The 18,118-nt window shown below is 41.3% G+C and carries 16 protein-coding genes; 4 read left to right on the top strand and 12 right to left on the bottom strand.

Going from position 1 to position 18,118, the window contains the following annotated elements; all coding sequences use genetic code 11:
• Nucleotides 1-117 precede the first annotated feature (117 nt).
• The 9 genes from AACX38_RS11440 to fruB all read right to left on the bottom strand — a co-directional run bounded on the left by AACX38_RS11440 (nt 118) and on the right by fruB (nt 12,190).
• Complete coding sequence (locus AACX38_RS11440) at nt 118-1,773, bottom strand: type I restriction-modification system subunit M (RefSeq protein ID WP_228864352.1); 1,656 nt, start codon at nt 1,771-1,773, stop codon at nt 118-120.
• A 2-nt stretch (nt 1,774-1,775) separates the two neighbouring features.
• Entirely contained in the window at nt 1,776-2,885 is a 1,110-nt protein-coding gene (locus tag AACX38_RS11435; protein WP_228864351.1) for an AAA family ATPase, read from the bottom strand.
• A complete protein-coding gene (locus AACX38_RS11430; protein WP_228864350.1) occupies nt 2,882-4,144 on the bottom strand; it encodes a restriction endonuclease subunit S in 1,263 nt (420 codons plus the stop codon). Before AACX38_RS11430 ends, AACX38_RS11435 begins: the two co-directional genes overlap by 4 nt.
• Complete coding sequence (locus AACX38_RS11425; protein WP_228864349.1) at nt 4,137-7,130, bottom strand: type I restriction endonuclease subunit R; 2,994 nt, start codon at nt 7,128-7,130, stop codon at nt 4,137-4,139. The genes AACX38_RS11430 and AACX38_RS11425 overlap by 8 nt, the downstream gene beginning before the upstream one ends.
• Nucleotides 7,131-7,581: 451 nt before the next feature.
• Nucleotides 7,582-7,923 carry a type II toxin-antitoxin system RelE/ParE family toxin gene (locus AACX38_RS11420; protein ID WP_228864348.1) on the bottom strand — a complete coding sequence of 114 codons (342 nt, stop codon included), beginning with the start codon at nt 7,921-7,923 and terminating at the stop codon, nt 7,582-7,584.
• A gap of 20 nt (nt 7,924-7,943) precedes the next feature.
• Nucleotides 7,944-8,171, bottom strand: a complete 228-nt coding sequence (locus tag AACX38_RS11415; RefSeq protein WP_228864347.1) for a type II toxin-antitoxin system Phd/YefM family antitoxin — start codon at nt 8,169-8,171, stop codon at nt 7,944-7,946.
• Nucleotides 8,172-8,333: 162 nt separating this feature from the next.
• Entirely contained in the window at nt 8,334-10,028 is a 1,695-nt protein-coding gene (gene fruA / locus AACX38_RS11410; RefSeq protein ID WP_228864346.1) for a PTS fructose transporter subunit IIBC, read from the bottom strand.
• 12 nt (nt 10,029-10,040) lie between these two features.
• On the bottom strand, nt 10,041-11,018 hold the full coding sequence (fruK, locus tag AACX38_RS11405) for a 1-phosphofructokinase (protein WP_228864368.1): 978 nt from the start codon (nt 11,016-11,018) through the stop codon (nt 10,041-10,043).
• A gap of 11 nt (nt 11,019-11,029) precedes the next feature.
• Entirely contained in the window at nt 11,030-12,190 is a 1,161-nt protein-coding gene (fruB, locus tag AACX38_RS11400) for a fused PTS fructose transporter subunit IIA/HPr protein (RefSeq protein WP_228864345.1), read from the bottom strand.
• A 924-nt stretch (nt 12,191-13,114) separates the two neighbouring features.
• Here fruB and potA point away from each other — a divergent pair.
• Genes potA through potC form a run of 3 tightly spaced genes read left to right on the top strand, consistent with a single transcriptional unit; the run spans nt 13,115 to nt 15,850 of the window.
• Entirely contained in the window at nt 13,115-14,230 is a 1,116-nt protein-coding gene (gene potA / locus AACX38_RS11395; protein ID WP_099109015.1) for a spermidine/putrescine ABC transporter ATP-binding protein PotA, read from the top strand.
• Complete coding sequence (gene potB / locus AACX38_RS11390) at nt 14,214-15,074, top strand: spermidine/putrescine ABC transporter permease PotB (protein WP_099120080.1); 861 nt, start codon at nt 14,214-14,216, stop codon at nt 15,072-15,074. Before potA ends, potB begins: the two co-directional genes overlap by 17 nt.
• Nucleotides 15,071-15,850 carry a spermidine/putrescine ABC transporter permease PotC gene (gene potC / locus AACX38_RS11385; RefSeq protein ID WP_099109013.1) on the top strand — a complete coding sequence of 260 codons (780 nt, stop codon included), beginning with the start codon at nt 15,071-15,073 and terminating at the stop codon, nt 15,848-15,850. Before potB ends, potC begins: the two co-directional genes overlap by 4 nt.
• 42 nt (nt 15,851-15,892) lie before the next feature.
• On the opposite strand, the gene AACX38_RS11380 is transcribed toward potC, so the two are convergent.
• Both AACX38_RS11380 and AACX38_RS11375 read right to left on the bottom strand, forming a co-directional pair.
• Nucleotides 15,893-16,279 carry a type II toxin-antitoxin system death-on-curing family toxin gene (locus tag AACX38_RS11380; RefSeq protein WP_228864367.1) on the bottom strand — a complete coding sequence of 129 codons (387 nt, stop codon included), beginning with the start codon at nt 16,277-16,279 and terminating at the stop codon, nt 15,893-15,895.
• Entirely contained in the window at nt 16,279-16,500 is a 222-nt protein-coding gene (locus AACX38_RS11375; RefSeq protein ID WP_228864344.1) for a type II toxin-antitoxin system Phd/YefM family antitoxin, read from the bottom strand. The genes AACX38_RS11380 and AACX38_RS11375 overlap by 1 nt, the downstream gene beginning before the upstream one ends.
• Nucleotides 16,501-16,723: 223 nt before the next feature.
• Here AACX38_RS11375 and potD point away from each other — a divergent pair, with 223 nt between their 5' ends.
• Nucleotides 16,724-17,776, top strand: coding sequence for a spermidine/putrescine ABC transporter substrate-binding protein PotD (gene potD, locus AACX38_RS11370; RefSeq protein WP_228864366.1), 1,053 nt, complete (start codon nt 16,724-16,726; stop codon nt 17,774-17,776).
• A gap of 96 nt (nt 17,777-17,872) precedes the next feature.
• Here potD and AACX38_RS11365 read toward each other — a convergent pair.
• A partial coding sequence (locus AACX38_RS11365) for a hypothetical protein (protein ID WP_228864343.1) occupies nt 17,873-18,118 on the bottom strand: 246 nt, incomplete at its 5' end.

The raw sequence follows: 18,118 nt of genomic DNA, 5'->3' as shown, positions 1-18,118 counted from the left end.
GATAATATCAAAATTAATATACAGATTTTCTTTTTTCTAAAAGAAAATAAACCGTCACTGAACATTTCCTGCTTAGAGGCAAAAAGATTCGTGACGGTTTATCAGAGGTCAGAACTATCAGGATATTGGTGGTAAACCTAGCTCTTTTAAGAAGTGGTTATGTGTTTTGATTGCTTCATTAGCTTTTTTATCCAATTCAAGCAATTCTGAATTTACTGCCATTAAATCAATTTTCTCTTCAGGTTTGGCCGTACTGACGTAACGAGAAATGTTAAGGTTGAAATCATTTTTCTCAATTTCCTCCATTGATACACGACGGGAATAACGTTCTTCTTCCTCGCGAAATCGATATGTTTCGACGATTTTATCAATGTGTTCCGGTAGTAATTGGTTTTGGCGCTTACCTTTTTCAAATTGCTCACAGGCATTAATGAATAATATATCGTCTGGCTTTTTGCACTTTTTCAGCACAAGAATACAAACAGGAATACCCGTTGAGAAAAATAGGTTGGCTGGTAAGCCAATTACTGTATCGATATTGCCATCTTTTAATAACTTAGTTCGGATGCGTTCTTCTGCTCCTCCGCGGAACAGTACTCCGTGGGGTAGGATAATCGCCATGGTACCTTCATCACTTAAAAAGTGAAAGCCGTGCAGCAAAAAGGCAAAATCCGCCGCTGATTTTGGTGCTAACCCATAGTTTTTAAAACGAAAATTCTTTCCGAGTTCTTCTTTAGGATCCCAGCGATAGCTGAAGGGAGGGTTTGCGACTATAGCGTCGAATACCTGCTTTTTAGCGGGATTCATTTCGTTAAGAATGTCCCAATCATTCAGCAACGAATCGCCATGGAAAATTTCAAATTCAGAATCTTTCACGCCATGTAGCAGCATATTCATGCGAGCTAAGTTGTAGGTAGTGATATTTTTTTCTTGCCCGTAAATTCTGCCAATGCCGTGTGGACCGAGTTGGTTGCGTACATTTAATAACAAAGAACCTGATCCACAGGTGAAATCCAGTACTTTGTTGAGTTTTTTTTTGGTGCCGGTAGCTGGCTTTTGGCTATCAAGAGTGACGATTTTGGATATTATCGTAGACAATGGTTGTGGAGTATAAAATTCACCCGCTTTTTTACCGCTGTTTGCAGCAAATTCACCAATTAAGTATTCATAGGCATCACCCAAGATATCGCTATTAGTAGAAAATTGAGCAATACCGTTGGCAATTGCGGAAATAATTGCACAAAGTTTATCGTTACGGATAGTGTAATCTTTACCCAGTTTGTCAGAGCTAAGGTTAATCTCTGAGAAGAGCCCTTTAAAAGTACTTTCAAAGGATTGATTTTCAATATACTTAAATCCATATTCTAAAGTATCTAATAAATCATTGTGTTGGGTTCTGGCTAATTCAGCAATATTGCTCCACAGGTATTGAGGCTTAATAACATAGTGCACTTTGCGGCGCATTTGCTTTTCAAATTCAGTAACATCGTTAGGATTATTTTCATACCAGATATCTAAAGGTGTTCTTCTTTTCTGCTTTTTCTGTTTAGGTTTTTGCTTATCATCAGATGTGAGTACGACAATAGGTGGAAGTTCAGGATAATCAGCTCCTAACTCTTTTTTAGCCGCGGTTTCATAGTTATCGGACAAATAACGTAAGAAAAGAAACGATAGCATATAATCGCGAAAATCATCGGCATTCATGGCGCCACGTAATTCATCTGCGATATTCCAGAGTGTTTTGCCTAATTTATTGAGTTCTTGTTGAGTCATGATTACTTCACTTCTTTAGTTGTTTCGGTGCTCATTTCTGGTAAAACAAATTGATAACGTTCCAGAAAAACACTTAAGATATTTTTGAAAAGTTTTTTGGTGTCTTTACCCATTTCTTTTGGATCATAGGCAGAGTATTTTCCATGGCTAAGCAAGTTTAGTGCACGAGCGTATAACACTTCATCTTCAATTCCATGAATACAGGCAGAAAAGTCTTTAAAGCCAAAAAAGGTGGCTGTTTTCTCTAAGATACTGCGCAACATATTAAAATGATGGGTATAAAGTTGATCTGTTTCTAACGCTTGCTGTAACTCACTGAGCATCGCAACATGATGAAAAAAAGGCGTGTCATCGGTTGCACGCAAAGTATAGTCATTTGAATCGTGGCGGCGATGCAAGAAATAGGATTTATGTGGGATTTTTTTTAACTCGTTACACATCACATTAAAAAATAGGCTGTGATGTGATGAAATCACCGTTTTCACCCGCTGGGTTCCTCGTTTTAACAATTGTGCTAAATCACTTGCAACAGCGATTGCATTATTGTCATCCAATGAGGAGATTGGATCATCAATATAAAAATATTTAACCCAATTGTATGCTTCTGCACCATCAATAGTTAATTCACAAATGGCCAGAAAAATACACCAAATGAAAATATTTTCTTCTCCGCGTGAAACTTTAATATGGCTGCTATCACCATTTAAGAAAGTGATTGTCCATTTTTCATAATCGATTTTGAAGTCAAATTCAGCATATCGCTCCAGATAAGAAAAGATCCTTTCTTCGAGTGCTAATTCTTTAAATCCATTAAAGAAACTGGAATCTGAATTAATTCTCAGAACGCGTTCAGTATTGTTAGTTAAATCGTTATCCCAGTAAAATAGATCTTCAGTATAGGCATTAAAATACAGGGTATCTCTATCAACTCCCTTTTTTCGTTTACCGGCATCTTTAAACTCCATAGAAAGGCGGGTTTTGCCAGTGCCATTATAAGCGTAAAGTAAAACAAAATTAGTGCCGCCGTTATTGGTGTCTCTCAAATCGTCGCGTAATCGAGTCACCAATTTTCTCATATTATTATATTTAGTAATTTTGTTTTTTTTGCTCATTTTTCCCCCTCTTCAATAGAGGGGAAAAGCTGTTGCATTAGGCCTTTTTTGTGATCCTTAATTACGGTGATTTTTTGTGCCAGTACGGTAATAAGTTCATCGATAGAAGATAAGCAGTTGACAATTTTTTGTTGTTCTTCTTTATTTTTTGGAAATGTAACTGGAAATTCTTTTATCAAAGAAATATCTCCTCTTGGCATTTTTACCCCTTTAGCACCTTTCATAATGTAGTTAATAAATTCATCATTCTTGAGCAAAAAGGATAGAAACGATTCGCTAATTTTTGATTGAGAACGAATAATAATCACATCATTTGATGAGGCTCCATCTTTGCTAGCAGACCAAACCTTTTTTAAATATGGACGAATGTTTGAAACCAAAATGTCGTTTTTTTTGAACCATGTAAAAGATCCTGTGGCTGGAAGTTTAGAAGCGATTGTAATACCAGCATAATCAGGTAAAAGGTTTTCTGTACTAATATAATCTTCTAGTTTTATTTTATTTAACGGAACTCTTTCTTTTACAAAAATTGAAATGTTCTTATTTCCAAGTGTGCTTTTTTCCCAACTTCCTGAATCCTTAAATTCAGTAAAACGTAACTTAGGTACAGTTTCACCTTCTGCTGGAAATAGCTGCTGCATCAATCCTTTTTTATGGTTTTTCAGTGTATCAAGCTTTTGGGTTTGTACTGTGATTAGCTCATCGATGGATGAAAGACAACCTGCTATTTTTTGTTGTTCCTCTGGTGTAGGAACAACAATATTAATGTTTTTAAAAAACTCTTTTACACTTACATTTAGTAGACCGTGATTTCTACCACCTTCCTGTGCAATCTTCTTGAGTTCACTATTAAGAATCCCAGCATCAAAATATTGTTCAAAAAAAGAAGGATTATAGCCGGTTTTTGCTTTAAAACAGATATAGAGTGTTGAAACAACACCTTTTTCGTAGTCTTTGAGTGATTTTATTGCTCCCATAGGATAGCCTTGAGAGTAACTTTTGTTGTACGCAAAATCACCTTTATGTAAAAGGTAGTAACCGGAAACATCTTTAGAGGCTACTGTTTTATTGAAATATTCTAATTGACTTATTAAACCTTTTTGAGCTGAGATAGTTAAAATATTTTGATTTTTCTCAGAATTTTTAGTTGTAATTCGTGTGAAAGATCTTTCGAAAGGTTTAATTTTCCATTCATTAGCATTCTGAAATTCAGGAAAACGTAACTCAGGCACAAGTGCCTTTTTTGCTTGCTTACTCATACGCTGCTAACCCTGAAATCTCTCGCCCTTGGGCCAATTTTTTTAACATCGGAACTAAATCTTCCATCAATATCAATTCCTTTTGAGTTCTTGCTTTCCAACCCAATTCTAATGGGGCTAATAAATCATTCAATTGTTCACCATCAAAGATCATACGGCTCATAATACTATCGACAAAAGTTTGCAGGGCTTGATATTCCAAACCGTGTTTATTGGCTATCTCAGCCAGTTCATTAGCTGATTTAGCAGTTTTAAGGGCTTGGTAACCTTCGCGAATTTCTTTTTCACTTAATCCTTCACCCACTTTCAGGCTATCAATATAAGCGATGATAACTTCCCGCTCATCCATCAAATTGGCACTGGAACTGAGCAGGTTTATAAGCTGCTCGCGGGTCATTTTCTGTTTATCTGTTTTTTGGGTGTATTTGGCGATTAAACCAATAATGTAGTCATAGTCGATCACGGTTGATGCAAAAAGTACAAATTCAAAATCCAGTTGCTGAACAATATTATTTTTCCCTTTTTCGTTGTCTTGTTGCTTTTTTAGGCGTTGAGCTGTTTCCAGATACATCCCTTTAAAAGCGCGTAGAGTATTTTCGGGTAACATCTGTTCAATGCTTTGGCCTTGTTCTTCACTCAGGTCTGTATATTGTTCAAGCTGAGTTTTCAGGCGTTGTACTTCCTTAAAAAGATTAATAAACACACTACGTTGATTATCACCTTTAATATTAGCGACTTGCTCAGGTGCACAAGTCAATCCCTGAGATTGCATAAAAGTATCGAGTTTGCTGAGCGCTTTTTCCAGTTTACCAATAACCATAGGTGCAGGATCAACCAACCAGATTTCTTTGCCTCGGCTATTATCTTTGCCTGAAAATAGAGCAATCGCTTCATTTACTGCACTTTCCTGACAGCGAAAATCCAGCACATTACCATAAGGTTTGGTGTCGTTAAGTACACGGTTAGTGCGCGAAAAAGCTTGAATAAGACTATGATATTTTAGGTTTTTATCCACATACAGGGTATTAAGATATTTGGAATCAAAACCAGTGAGCAGCATATCAACCACAATAATGATATCGATTTTATTGCTATGTGGATAATCTTGGTTGGAATACTGTTGGGATTTAATACGATCCTGCACATCCTGATAGTACAAGTCAAACTCGTTAATGCTGTGGTTGGCCCCGTACTGTTTGTTGTAGTCGGCAATAATGGCTTTAAGTGACTGTTTTTTCTCATCTGGCTCTTGTTCGTTATCAGCTTTTTCCTGTGGTAAATCTTCCTGAATTTGTTGTACGTCTTTGTTGCCTTCTGCTGGAGGCGAAAAGACACAAGCTATGTTCAGCGATTGATAGCTATCATCTTCTGCTGTTTTTTGTTGTTGTGTCTCTTTAAACAATTTGTAATATTCAATGGCATTGTCAATTGATGCTGTAGCCAGAATAGCGTTAAATCGGCGAACATTGGTTGCTGCATCATGTTTTTTCAATATTGCTTCTACTACTGCTCGTTGCGAGAAGGTATCATCAGATTTGGATTTTGTCTTACCCTCTGGTTTGAAGTAGTCGATATGGAAACGCAGCACATTCTCATCATCAATGGCGTTCGTAATGGTATAGGCATGCAGTTCTTTCTCGAAAATGTCTTCTGTAGTTTTATAAGACGCTTCAGTACCATCTATTTTTTTGTAGATAGCGTTATCTTCAAAAATTGGTGTGCCAGTGAAACCAAATAGCTGAGCGTTGGGGAAGAACTCTTTAATGGCTTGGTGGTTATCCCCAAATTGTGAACGATGACATTCATCAAAAATAAAGACGATGCGTTTGTTACATAAAGGCTTTAAGCGTTCTTTATAAGTAAGCTGACCCTTTTGTTTACTTTTCTTATTTTGTTTACTATTTTCGTCCAGTGCTAAACCAAGTTTTTGGATAGTCGTGACAATCACTTTATCAGCGTAATCTTCTGATAGTAAGCGCTGTACCAATGTTTCTGTATTGGTGTTTTCTTCTACACAACCCTCTTGGAATTTATTAAATTCTTCACGAGTTTGGCGATCAAGATCTTTACGGTCGACTACAAATAGACATTTTTCAATATCAGGATTATCTTTAAGTAGAGTCGATGTTTTAAAAGATGTCAGTGTTTTCCCACTACCAGTAGTGTGCCAAATGTAGCCATTGCCCCGATTTTCATGAATACAGTCAACAATAGCTTTTACTGCATAAATTTGGTAGGGCCGCATAATCATCAATTTTTGTTCACTTACCACTAACACCATATAGCGGCTGAGCATTTGCCCTAAGGTGCATTTAGCTAGGAATTTATCAGCAAAGTTATGTAAGTGTACGATTTTATTATTATATTCGTCTGCGAGCTGATAGATAGGTAAAAAACGCTCGTCAGCATTGAAGCCAAAGTGCTGAATATGGTTATTAGCAAAGTAGTAGGTATTGCATTCATTACTGACAATAAACAACTGCATAAAGCAGAGCAGTGTATTAGTGTAGCCGTTGCCAGGATCATTCTTATAATCAACGATCTGTTGCATAGCTCGGCGTGGACTGATATGGAGTGTTTTCAGCTCAATTTGCACTACGGGTACACCGTTGATAAGTATAATTACATCATAACGGTGATAGCTATTATCGGTGTTGATGCGCAGTTGATTAATAACTTCGAATTCATTTTTACACCAATCTTTGATATTAACTAAAGTATATTGCAGTGGCGTGCCATCTTCCCGAATAAAAGTATTACGTTCACGTAAGGTTTTAGCTGCGGCGAACACATCTGCATTGACAATCTCATCGCGTAAACGAGCAAATTCTGAATCGGTCAGAGCCACTCTGTTGAGCGCTTCAAATTTTTCACGAAAGTTTTGCTCAAGGGATTCACGATCACGTATATCGCGGCGATAGGTATATTTTAATTCAGATAATTTTTGGATTAAATTTTGTTCGATTTGATTTTCTTTTAGTGTCATTTGAGGGGCTCTGTTTATACAACCAAAAGGCCTTGTAGCAGCTAGTCATCGTTAGAGGTACATTATCGTTGATTTGCTTGAGAATACTAGGGCTGTTTGATTTTTGTGTACATAACGTATTCAGTTCCTATCGGCGGCTATATGATATAGCGCTAGTGTGAATATGCTGATGTAATTTTGTTAGAGCTTGTACTATTGAGAAGAAATGTTTAGTTTTGGTCAAAATTACAACTAACACATTGATAATAAATTCACTATAAACCTTTTATCTATACTCGATAAACTTCAAGTTACAACGGATAATATGAGGCGAGTCATTGTATTTTCCAGCATAGCGGGAAGATATAACACGCATCTTGAAGTTGAATTGGTATACATTATAGTTAGTTTTTTCCTTAGGGAAGGCTCACTGATTATCCATTAGGAGGATTATTATAAATTTATTATTGCCTTAGTAAGTTATAACCCTATCAAAAAGCAAAGCCTGTATATCTTGCCTTTGATGAAGAATTACATGAGCGATAACAATATCTGAAGACTCATAAGCGTCAATCGAATAAATCATTCTATAGCCATTGTGTGTATTACATTCGCGATAGCTTGTTACGCCTAATTTAGCCAGTTCGGGTGATATTTGGCAGCATGCGGGTGAAAATTTAACTTTATGCTCGAACTCATCCAGAGCTTTGTGGATGATAGGTAATGGTTCAAGTTCTTTCGCCCGCAAAAATGATGCTACTTCACGCAAAGAGTGTTTAAAGGTTTCCGTATATTTAATTAAAATATCAGGCATTTTTTATAACCATTGATTATTTATAGATCTTCCAGTAATTGCTCACGCGAATAGAGTTTTCCTGCATCTTTATCTTTCTGAGAAATGGCTAACAGTTTCAATAATGCAATTGCATCATCTCTTTTTTTTCTTTCTTTATATGATTCAATTACATAAGCTGGAAGTCCATTTTGAGTAACTAATATTGGTTCTGATAGCTCAAGTGTTGCGGCGTGCTTCTTTATAAAAGAAATAGTTTCAATTTTCATTTAAGTCTCCTAATAAGTTTATTTTATTTACTTGTAGAGTGATACTAACATTCGGTGATGGGTTTTAATTTAGACTATATAAAGACTATTATCAATGTTCGTTTTTTGTTCTTCTGGATGATTTAAGGAGTTGCAGTTTAACCGCAACTCCCCACAACGACTTCACTCCACAACTTCTTTCTTCTTAACTACCCCATAAACCCCAGCAGTCAACATCGTACCCGCTAAAATCGCCCCTAAATAAGGCAATACGGGTGTAATTGCACCCGGTATCAGAAGTACAAACAGTCCGCCATGTGGTGCCATCAGTTGTACGCTGAAATACATCGAAAGTGCTCCTGTAACCGCACCTCCGAGAATGCAGCTTGGCAGGACTCTTACCGGATCTTTCGCCGCAAACGGAATCGCTCCCTCCGAGATAAAACACAGCCCCAGAACTAGTGCTGCTTTTCCGCTTTCGCGCTCATTTTGGTCAAATTTAGTTCTCGCAATTACTGTTGCCAGCCACATGGCTAATGGTGGAACCATACCCGCTGCCATAATTGCTGCCATCGGGCCGTAGCTTTGGGCACTCAATAATCCCACGCCGAAAGCATAAGCGGCTTTATTCACTGGCCCTCCCATGTCGGTGCACATCATTCCGCCCAGTATTGCGCCGAGGATCACGGCGTTGGTGGTTCCCATGGATTTCAGCCAGTGAGTCAGCCATTCCATAATTGCTGAAACGGGTTTACCGACGACGTAAATCATGATTAATCCTGTCGCCAGTGTTGCGACCAGTGGAATAATCAGGATTGGTTTTAATGCTTCCATGCTTTGTGGCAGGCGAAGTCTGGTTGTCAGTAATTTAGCAACATAACCAGCAAGAAAGCCTGCGATGATACCGCCGAGGAAGCCTGCACCAGTGCTAACGGCGAGCATTCCGCCGACAAGTCCGGGAGCCAATCCCGTGCGACCTGCGATGGAGTAGGCGATGTAACCAGCGAGTACGGGCACCATGAGGGCAAGTGCGGATCCGCCGCCGATTTGCATCAGTGCTGCCGCCAGTGTGCCCGGCTCTTTAAAGGCTTCGATGCCGAAGACAAATGATAATGCGATGCACAGGCCACCCGCGACGACCATGGGTAACATGTAGGAAACACCGGTCATCAGGTGCTGGTAAATAGGAGTATTTTCCTGATTGTTCCTGCTGGGGACAGTAGTTGTGCTAGTAGCGGTATAAATCTCAGCTTTAGTTAAGGCGTTATCCAACTCACTGGCAGTTTTTTTCAGGGCTGCTTCCGTTGAGGTGCGGTAAAGGCGTTTGCCGGAAAAAGGAGGGAGTTCAACCTCGATATCGGCTGCGATAATCACGAGATCTGCTGCCGCGATTTCTGCATTAGTGAGAGAGTTTTCGCTTCCCACAGAGCCTCGGGTTTCGACCTTGATTTGCCAGCCGCGTTTTTGTGCTTCTGTTTCCAGTGCCTTGGCTGCCATAAAAGTATGGGCGACACCGGTTGGGCAGGCGGTGATGGCAACGATGTTGACAGGCTTTTGCTGAACCTTGCTTTCTGCTGTATCAGCAGTGTGTTGCTGATGGTAAACGCTCGCTTCTGTTTGGGCTTTGTGGAGAAATACCTCGGGTTCGCTGATTATCTGTTTTGCGGAGCCAATGAATATTTTCTTTTCATACAAATTATGACTAGGCAGGTTCAGGCTGTCCGGTACAGATTCTCCGATGATGATCACCAGTTCAGTCGTACTTAGATCGTCAGTCAGGGTAAGGCCATGTTGGGCTATGACATTCTCCAGTGTTTGTCTGGCGAGGTAGGCGCGTGCTTGTCCTTGTTTCTCATTGTTGATAATCAGTATGTTCATGGCGTTCTCATCTTATTGTTGTTTGTTTTTCGATGTTTGTTTTTTCGATTGTTTTTTTAATGAAATGAGTTCCACTTTTGTCATTAAGCAGGCGAGTTGCTGGCGGTCGATATTTCCGACGTTACTTTGGCTAACGGTCATGGCAGAAATGGCGGTAGCAAGGCGCAATGTATGTTCGCAGGGTTGCCCCATCATCAGGCCGTAAATCAGGCCACCCACCATGGCATCACCGGCACCGACGGTACTGACAATTTCACAGTGCGGTGGTCTGGCGTGCCAGGCTCCGGCTGAGTTAACCAGAATAGCCCCTTCCTCACCTAATGAGACGATGACATGCGAGATCCCCTCCGCACGTAGCTGCTGAGCAGCGCCGATGATATCTTCCTGAGTCAGTAAAGGCCTGCCTGCCCAGATTTCCAGTTCATGGCGGTTCGGTTTAACCATCCACGGTTGTGCTTTGATTCCGGCAGTGAAGGCTTCCCGGCTACTATCGAACACGACACACATACAAGCTTCGCGCAGTTGTTGCATCCAGTCAGTGAAGTCATCCGGCTCAACGCCTGCCGGCAAGCTGCCACTGACGCACACCATGTTGAACTCCCGCAGCCATGTGAGGGAGTTTTTGGCAAAGCTCTGCCAGTCTTCTTTGCTGATATTGAATCCTGAAAAATTGAAATCGGTGACAAGGCCGTTCTGTTCGGTGAGTTTGACGTTGATACGCGTCCGGCCTTCCACTATCTGAAATCGGTCAGTGATGCCCAGTTCTGCGAAAGTTTTTTGGAAGCTGCTCTGGTTCTCTTTACCGAGAAAACCACCGACCGTAACGTCAATGCCGAGTGTTTTGAGGATCTTCGCAACGTTGATGCCTTTGCCTGCCGGATATAATCCCGCAGTTTGGATCCGATTAACTTCACCGGTTTTTATATCTCCGGTTAACCCGACCAGATCGTAGGCAGGATTGAGGGTGATGGTGGCTACTCTTTTATTCATTCCATTCTTGTTCATGCGATATCTTCACCCAGATTGTTGTTGATAAGATTTTTGATGGCGTCCAGAGCCTCTTTGGCATCCGGGCCGGAAGCAGTAAAACGGATACGGTCTCCCCGTTTAATGCCCAAACCGGCAACCAGCATCAGTTTGCGGCCATCAACGGGAATGGTGTCTCCATCCAGATGGATGATGGTAATGCGGCTGCTGAATTGTTTGATGGTATTAACCAACAGTGCACTGGGGCGGGTATGCAGCCCGTGTTCATTGGGCAGGATAAAATCTGCGGTCAGGGTATTTTTTGTTTGTGATGCAGCTTGTTGTGAGGCCTTAGTGGTCAGTAATGTAATGAGCGCTGAATGATCCTGAGCACGTTGCAGTTGCTCCCCTTTTCCTTGCTGGATCAGGTTGTTTAGATTAGTTAGCAGGCTATGGAGCTGATCGTCAGCATAGGCAATTGTGATGAGCAAGCTGACCGGTTTTTCATCAAGATTATCTGTATTAATACTGAAGGAAGTATGTGGACGGGCGATGGCAACGGCATTACGTAAGCTACCCTGTGAACTGTCACTCAACCAGATCCCTTGCCCCAGATGTATGGGATATCTAGCGAGGATATCGGCAATAAATGCGGCATTCACCGAGCTGGTTTTTTGCAGGCGAGCGAGGTTTAGCGCCTGCAAGGTTTCCAGATCTCTGGCGTCAATATCCAGTGTGATTGTAGAGGCATCTAATAGATAGGGCGGTTGTGGATTCATGAGTAATCGGTAGAGTTCATCTGCCGAGGTGGTTTTTGCCATCTGGCTGGCTCGATTTTCATCACTGAGAATCGGGAGTAACTGATGTAGCAGCTTCAGATGCTCGTCAGATTTTGCTGCAATGCCGATAACGATGTAGGCAGTCTGGTTATCACCCCAGTCAACACCATCTGGGAATTGCATCACCTGTACACCCGTATGAAGTACGTTGCCGCGTGTGGCATGAGTACCATGCGGGATAGCAATACCGTTACCCAGATAGGTTGAAGACTGTGTTTCACGCTCCAGCATCCCATCAACATACTCTTTACTGACATATCCGGCGGTGGTTAAAACATCGGCAACCTGCTGAATTGCATCTTCTTTATTGTCAGCATGTGCTGCCAGATGGATATTTCGCAATGTTAGGTGAAACATTTTACCTCCCTATATACACTTCGTCTTTCAAGCTGCCTCTTTGTTGGCTACGCTCGCTCACCCCAGTCACATAGTTATCTATGCTCCCGGGGATGAACTCCCTTGCCGCCGCGATGCATCTTGAAATCCATTGTGTATAAAATTGATTGAAACGATTCAGTTTTTTGGGGGTGAAAAACCGACGTTGAATAAATTCACGTTATTTTTTATTAAGTAGATGGATGGTTTTATTTTTCTACGTTGAAGTTACATTAATCCTAACTCTAGGAAATAGTATAGCAATTGATATAATGTGATTTTTATTAGTAACTATTTTTCATAATTATTAACGAGTTGTTTATTGATTTTTTATTATTCAGGTAATATTTGCTAATCACCTGTATTGTCAGGAAAGTATCGTTAAATAGTTAATGTGTAAAGTAACGTTTTATATTATTTCCTGAAAGAGTGATAGCGATCTTAATTATTTTAATTTCAGTTAAATTAAATGATTATAAAGTTCATTATTAGAATAATAAAAAATCATATGAATAGATTAATAAATTATCTTATCAAAGAAATATTCTATTTATGAATGTGAATTCTTGGTCTGAAAAAGGTTTGAGTATGTTGTATTGGAAAGAAAGGCGGTGTACTGTCTTTGCTGACTGAAAAATAGTCAATAAAAGCTTGTTACAGACGGGGGAAATCCGGTTCAAAATGGCCTGAAATGCGAACATACATGAAATGTTAATAAAAAATAGCATATTGCCATATTTCGGCTTTCAATTTCGGCGTACTGCGTTTATTATGCGCGCTTCGTAATTTCAACCGGCGCCACTGGCTTTGAGCTTCAGCGGAGAAATAATGCTTCCTGTTAGCTGACACAGTCTTTTCCCGTGGCGGTTCTATCTGCATTATTCCAAGGGATAGATGATAACATAAATGACTGAGAATACCTCTCTGATACCACTCGTTGAATTAAAGTCCTTAAGTAAAGGCTTCGACGGCAAGCAAGTTATTTCACAGCTCGATCTGACAATCAATGATGGCGAGTTTCTGACCATCCTTGGTCCATCCGGTTGTGGTAAAACCACAGTACTTCGTCTGATCGCCGGGCTGGAAGATGCTGATAGCGGCAAAATTTTATTGGAAGGGCTGGATATTACTGATATCCCGGCCGAGAACCGTCATGTTAATACGGTTTTCCAAAGTTATGCCCTGTTCCCTCATATGACCGTATTTGAAAACGTTGCCTTTGGACTGCGTATGCAGAAAACACCGGAAAAAGAGATTGCTCCGCGTGTTGAAGAAGCATTGCGTATGGTACAGCTTGAAGAGTTTGCCCAACGTAAGCCCGCACAGCTTTCCGGTGGTCAACAGCAACGTGTGGCGATAGCCCGTGCGGTTGTGAATAAACCCAAAGTTCTGCTGCTGGATGAATCACTGTCAGCACTCGATTATAAGCTGCGTAAGCAGATGCAGAATGAGCTGAAAGCGCTCCAGCGTAAACTCGGTATTACTTTTATTTTCGTCACGCATGATCAGGAAGAAGCGCTGGTCATGTCTGACCGTATCGTGGTTATGCGCGATGGGCGTATCGAACAGGATGGTTCTCCGCGCGAGATCTACGAAGAGCCGAAAAATCTGTTTGTTGCCCGCTTTATCGGCGAAATTAATATCTTTGACGCCAAAGTATTACACCGTATTGATGATCAGCGGATACGTGCTGATGTGGAAGGCCACGAGTGTGATATTTTCACCGCTCTGCCAGTAACCGCCGGACAAATATTGAAGGTGCTGTTGCGCCCGGAAGATCTGCGGGTAGAAGAGATCAATAATGGTGAGCAGGTATCGGGCCTGATTGGTTATGTTCGCGAACGTAACTACAAGGGAATGACGCTGGATTCCGTGGTCGAAATGGAAAACGGCAAAATGGTGATGGTAAGTGAATTCTTTAACGAAGATGATCCGGATGTTGACCATTCCCTGAACCAGAAGATCGCAGTCACTTGGGTAGAAAGCTGGGAGGTTGTGCTGGTCGATGAAGAAGTCGCGTAAACTATTCCAGAACATCGTCATTACAGGCATCGTATCCTGGCTGATGATGTTTGTCTTTCTGCCGAATCTGATGATTATCGGCACCAGCTTTCTGACGCGTGATGATGCCAATCTGGTACAGATGGTATTCTCTCTGGACAACTATAGCCGCCTGTTCGACCCACTATATGCAGAAGTGTTAATACACTCGCTGAATATGGCGGTGATTGCAACGCTGTGTTGTCTGGTTATCGGCTATCCGTTTGCCTTTTTTCTGGCGCGGATGCCGAAAAAACTGCGTCCGCTGATGCTGTTTCTGCTTATTCTGCCATTCTGGACAAACTCGCTAATCCGTATTTATGGATTGAAGATGTTCCTCAGCACCCGTGGCTACATGAATGATTTTCTGTTGTGGACAGGGATTATTGAGAAGCCGCTGCGCCTGATGTATACCCCGGAAGCAGTGGTGTTAGGGCTGGTTTATATTCTGTTGCCATTTATGGTGATGCCTCTTTATTCGAGTATTGAAAAGCTGGATAAACCCTGTCTGGAAGCCGCTCGCGATTTGGGAGCAGGGAAGTTGCAGACTTTTATCCGTATCATCATCCCACTGACGATGCCGGGTATTGTTGCTGGTTGTCTTTTAGTTCTGCTGCCGGCAATGGGATTGTTCTATGTATCTGATTTGATGGGTGGTGCGAAAAACCTGCTGATTGGTAACGTCATTAAAAGTCAGTTCCTCAATATTCGAGACTGGCCGTTTGGTGCGGCAACCAGTATCTGTCTGACGTTGGTAATGGGCATTATGTTGTGGGTCTACTATCGTGCGGCTAAGCTGCTGAACAAGAAGGTGGAGCTGGAATGATCGGACGCCTGTTGCGCGGTGGCTTCATGACCATCGTTTACGCTTACCTGTATATCCCGATTATCATTCTGTTGGTAAGTTCGTTTAACAAATCACGCTTTGGTATCAACTGGCAGGGTTTTACAACCGAATGGTACAGTCTGTTATTTAATAACGACAGTCTGCTGCAAGCTGCGGGGCACTCCCTGACAATGGCTGTAGTCTCCGCAACATTTGCTACATTGATTGGTTCATTAACGGCAGTTGCGCTGTATCGTTATTCGTTCCGTGGCAAAAAATTTGTCAGTGGGATGCTGTTTGTTGTGATGATGTCACCGGATATTGTGATGGCAATTTCGCTGCTGGTGCTGTTTATGTTGCTGGGCGTTTCACTGGGCTTCTGGTCACTGTTGTTTTCGCACATCACTTTTTGCCTGCCGTTTGTGGTAGTGACAGTCTATTCCCGCCTAAAAGATTTTGATGTCAAAATGCTGGAAGCTGCCCGTGATTTGGGGGCAAGTGAATTAACGATTCTGCGTAAGATTATTCTGCCACTGGCGATGCCAGCAGTTATGGCAGGATGGTTACTGAGCTTTACTCTGTCCATGGATGATGTGGTTGTCTCTTCATTTGTGACAGGGCCGAGTTATGAAATTCTGCCACTTAAGATTTACTCAATGGTGAAAGTAGGTGTTTCACCGGAAGTGAATGCATTAGCTGCTATTTTGTTGGCTTTGTCACTGGTGTTGGTACTGATTAGCCAATTTGTGATGCGTGATCGCACGGGTAAGTCTTAGAAGTAATCTAAATTAAGCGCAGTCAGATTGGGCTGCGCTTTTCTAAGCGTTGAGCTTCGGTTCGAAATATTCTCGGAGCTTTACTGCCAGCTGTTTAGGTATAAAGTCCCCTTTAGCCGCTTTCACGGTTAACTCCACTAATTCTGGGTGGTCATAAACTTCTACCCCATTACGTTTCAGAAACAGCATTGTGGTGTTCAGTGCTGTACGCTTATTACCATCCGTAAAAATATAGCCACGAGCAATAGCAAGCCAATATGTTGCAGCGAGTTCGTAAATATCGGTGATGCCTTCGTAAAATTCTCGATTCATTACCCGGCTGACAATTGCATCAGCCCTGCCTGAATCGCTCATTCCGGGTACTCCTGCATAGCGACGTAAAAGGTAATCATGAAGAGCAATGACTTCATCTGGAGTGACGTGCCTAATCATCGATCTGTTAATTCTCTGTTTGATTTATCGAATAGCCCGACGATATCAGCAAATTCGGCATCCAATTTTGCTTTTTGAAGTGCTTCAAATTCTTTTTTACTAATAATTACAGCCGCTTCTCTGCCACGTCGAGTGATCTCCACTGGTTGACCAGCTACAGCTTTATCGATAACAGCAGCTAAGTTTTCACGAGTTTGTGAAATAGTAAATGTATCCATGATGTTCCTTCTTAACTTTATATGTATGGTTTTTATTCATTGTACAACTGAATCCATCTAATTGTACAATTCACAGACTTACACATGATAAGCGGCTTTACCCCATGTAAGGGCGCTTTTATAATAGCCGTTTTTTGGGGTAGGTTTATATCGAGCCTGCTGTATATGGGAATGACGCGATAATAACGCATCAACTGCGGGGAAACACTACATGAAAAACAGCATGAAAAAGTGGTTCTATCTGTTAGCCGCCGGGATGATGGCATTAAGCATTGGTTCGGTAAATGCTGCTGCCGAGAATGATGGCAAGACACTTTATTTTTATAACTGGACTGAATACGTTCCGCCTGGCTTGCTCAACCAGTTCACTAAAGAAACCGGAATCAAGGTGATTTATTCCACCTATGAATCCAATGAGAGCATGTATACCAAGCTGAAAACTTATAAAGACGGCGCTTATGATTTGGTTGTGCCCTCCACTTACTTTGTCTCCAAGATGAGCAAAGAAGGGATGCTGCAAAAAATCGATACCAGTAAGCTCAGGAATTTCCATAATCTTGATCCTAATCTGCTGCATAAGTCATTTGACCCGAAAAACGAATATTCCATTCCTTATATTTGGGGTGCGACAGCGATTGGTGTTAACAGCGATAATATTGATCCAAAAACTCTGACTTCTTGGGCTGAGTTCTGGAAGCCTGAGTACAAAAACAGTTTGGTATTGACTGATGATGCCCGTGAAGTCTTTCAGATGGCGTTGCTGAAGCTGGGGTATTCCGGCAATACGACCGATCCGAAAGAAATTGAGGCAGCGTATCAGGAACTGAGAAAGCTGATGCCAAATGTACTGGCATTCAATTCAGATAACCCTGCTAATCCATTTATGGAAGGTGAAGTTGATGTCGGCATGATGTGGACAGGTTCTGCTTATGTTGCCCGTCAGGCGGGAACGCCTATCGATATTATCTGGCCGAAAGAAGGCGGAATTTTCTGGATGGATAGTCTGGCTATTCCGGCAAATGCCAAAAATGTCGAAGGTGCGATGAAGCTGATTGACTTCCTGCTGCGTCCAGAGATTGCGGCCCAAGTTGCAGAAACCATCGGTTATCCGACACCAAATCTGGCTGCGAAAAAATTGTTGCCAGCTTCTGTATCAGGGGATAAGTCACTGTATCCTGATGAAGCGGTGATCCAGAAAGGGGAATGGCAGAGTGATGTTGGTAATGCCAATGTCCTGTATGAAGACTATTTCCAGAAACTGAAAGCAGGCCAGTAATTCAGTATTAAATTTAGCTATAAGGGAGCATTTGACTCCCTTTTTTAATATTTACACATTATTGCTTAAAGACCTTATTGCGATGCTAGATAAAAATCATAATGCTGTGTTTTCGGAGGGATAAGCATTCAGTCTAGCAGGCTCTAATTGTTGCAATACGTAGGAGAATGCCATTCGGGCAATTTCACTATAGATATCAGTACCTATAAGAATTTCATAAATCAGGCCATTATGTTCAATAAAATAGCTGTATCCACTATTAATAGATGGTGATACATCATAAATGAAAATATTTTTATTACCCCATTCTCCTTGAGGATAATTTTTATTATATTCTTTAAT

Source organism: Xenorhabdus sp. PB30.3 (assembly GCF_963895965.1).
In the GTDB taxonomy this organism is placed as follows: domain Bacteria; phylum Pseudomonadota; class Gammaproteobacteria; order Enterobacterales; family Enterobacteriaceae; genus Xenorhabdus; species Xenorhabdus stockiae.
The sequence above is the reverse complement of the archived record's forward strand: the minus strand, read 5'-3'. Positions and strand labels throughout refer to the sequence as shown.

Bases quoted from the DNA above. Each gene is read 5' to 3' on its own strand.
- AACX38_RS11440 (WP_228864352.1), bottom strand. From the start codon at position 1,773: ATGACTCAACAAGAACTCAATAAATTAGGCAAAACACTCTGGAATATC.
- potA (WP_099109015.1), top strand. From the start codon at position 13,115: ATGACTGAGAATACCTCTCTGATACCACTCGTTGAATTAAAGTCCTTA.
- AACX38_RS11435 (WP_228864351.1), bottom strand. From the start codon at position 2,885: ATGAGCAAAAAAAACAAAATTACTAAATATAATAATATGAGAAAATTG.
- potD (WP_228864366.1), top strand. From the start codon at position 16,724: ATGAAAAAGTGGTTCTATCTGTTAGCCGCCGGGATGATGGCATTAAGC.
- AACX38_RS11375 (WP_228864344.1), bottom strand. From the start codon at position 16,500: ATGGATACATTTACTATTTCACAAACTCGTGAAAACTTAGCTGCTGTT.
- potC (WP_099109013.1), top strand. From the start codon at position 15,071: ATGATCGGACGCCTGTTGCGCGGTGGCTTCATGACCATCGTTTACGCT.
- fruB (WP_228864345.1), bottom strand. From the start codon at position 12,190: ATGTTTCACCTAACATTGCGAAATATCCATCTGGCAGCACATGCTGAC.
- potB (WP_099120080.1), top strand. From the start codon at position 14,214: ATGAAGAAGTCGCGTAAACTATTCCAGAACATCGTCATTACAGGCATC.
- AACX38_RS11415 (WP_228864347.1), bottom strand. From the start codon at position 8,171: ATGAAAATTGAAACTATTTCTTTTATAAAGAAGCACGCCGCAACACTT.
- fruA (WP_228864346.1), bottom strand. From the start codon at position 10,028: ATGAACATACTGATTATCAACAATGAGAAACAAGGACAAGCACGCGCC.
- AACX38_RS11420 (WP_228864348.1), bottom strand. From the start codon at position 7,923: ATGCCTGATATTTTAATTAAATATACGGAAACCTTTAAACACTCTTTG.
- AACX38_RS11430 (WP_228864350.1), bottom strand. From the start codon at position 4,144: ATGAGTAAGCAAGCAAAAAAGGCACTTGTGCCTGAGTTACGTTTTCCT.
- fruK (WP_228864368.1), bottom strand. From the start codon at position 11,018: ATGAATAAAAGAGTAGCCACCATCACCCTCAATCCTGCCTACGATCTG.
- AACX38_RS11425 (WP_228864349.1), bottom strand. From the start codon at position 7,130: ATGACACTAAAAGAAAATCAAATCGAACAAAATTTAATCCAAAAATTA.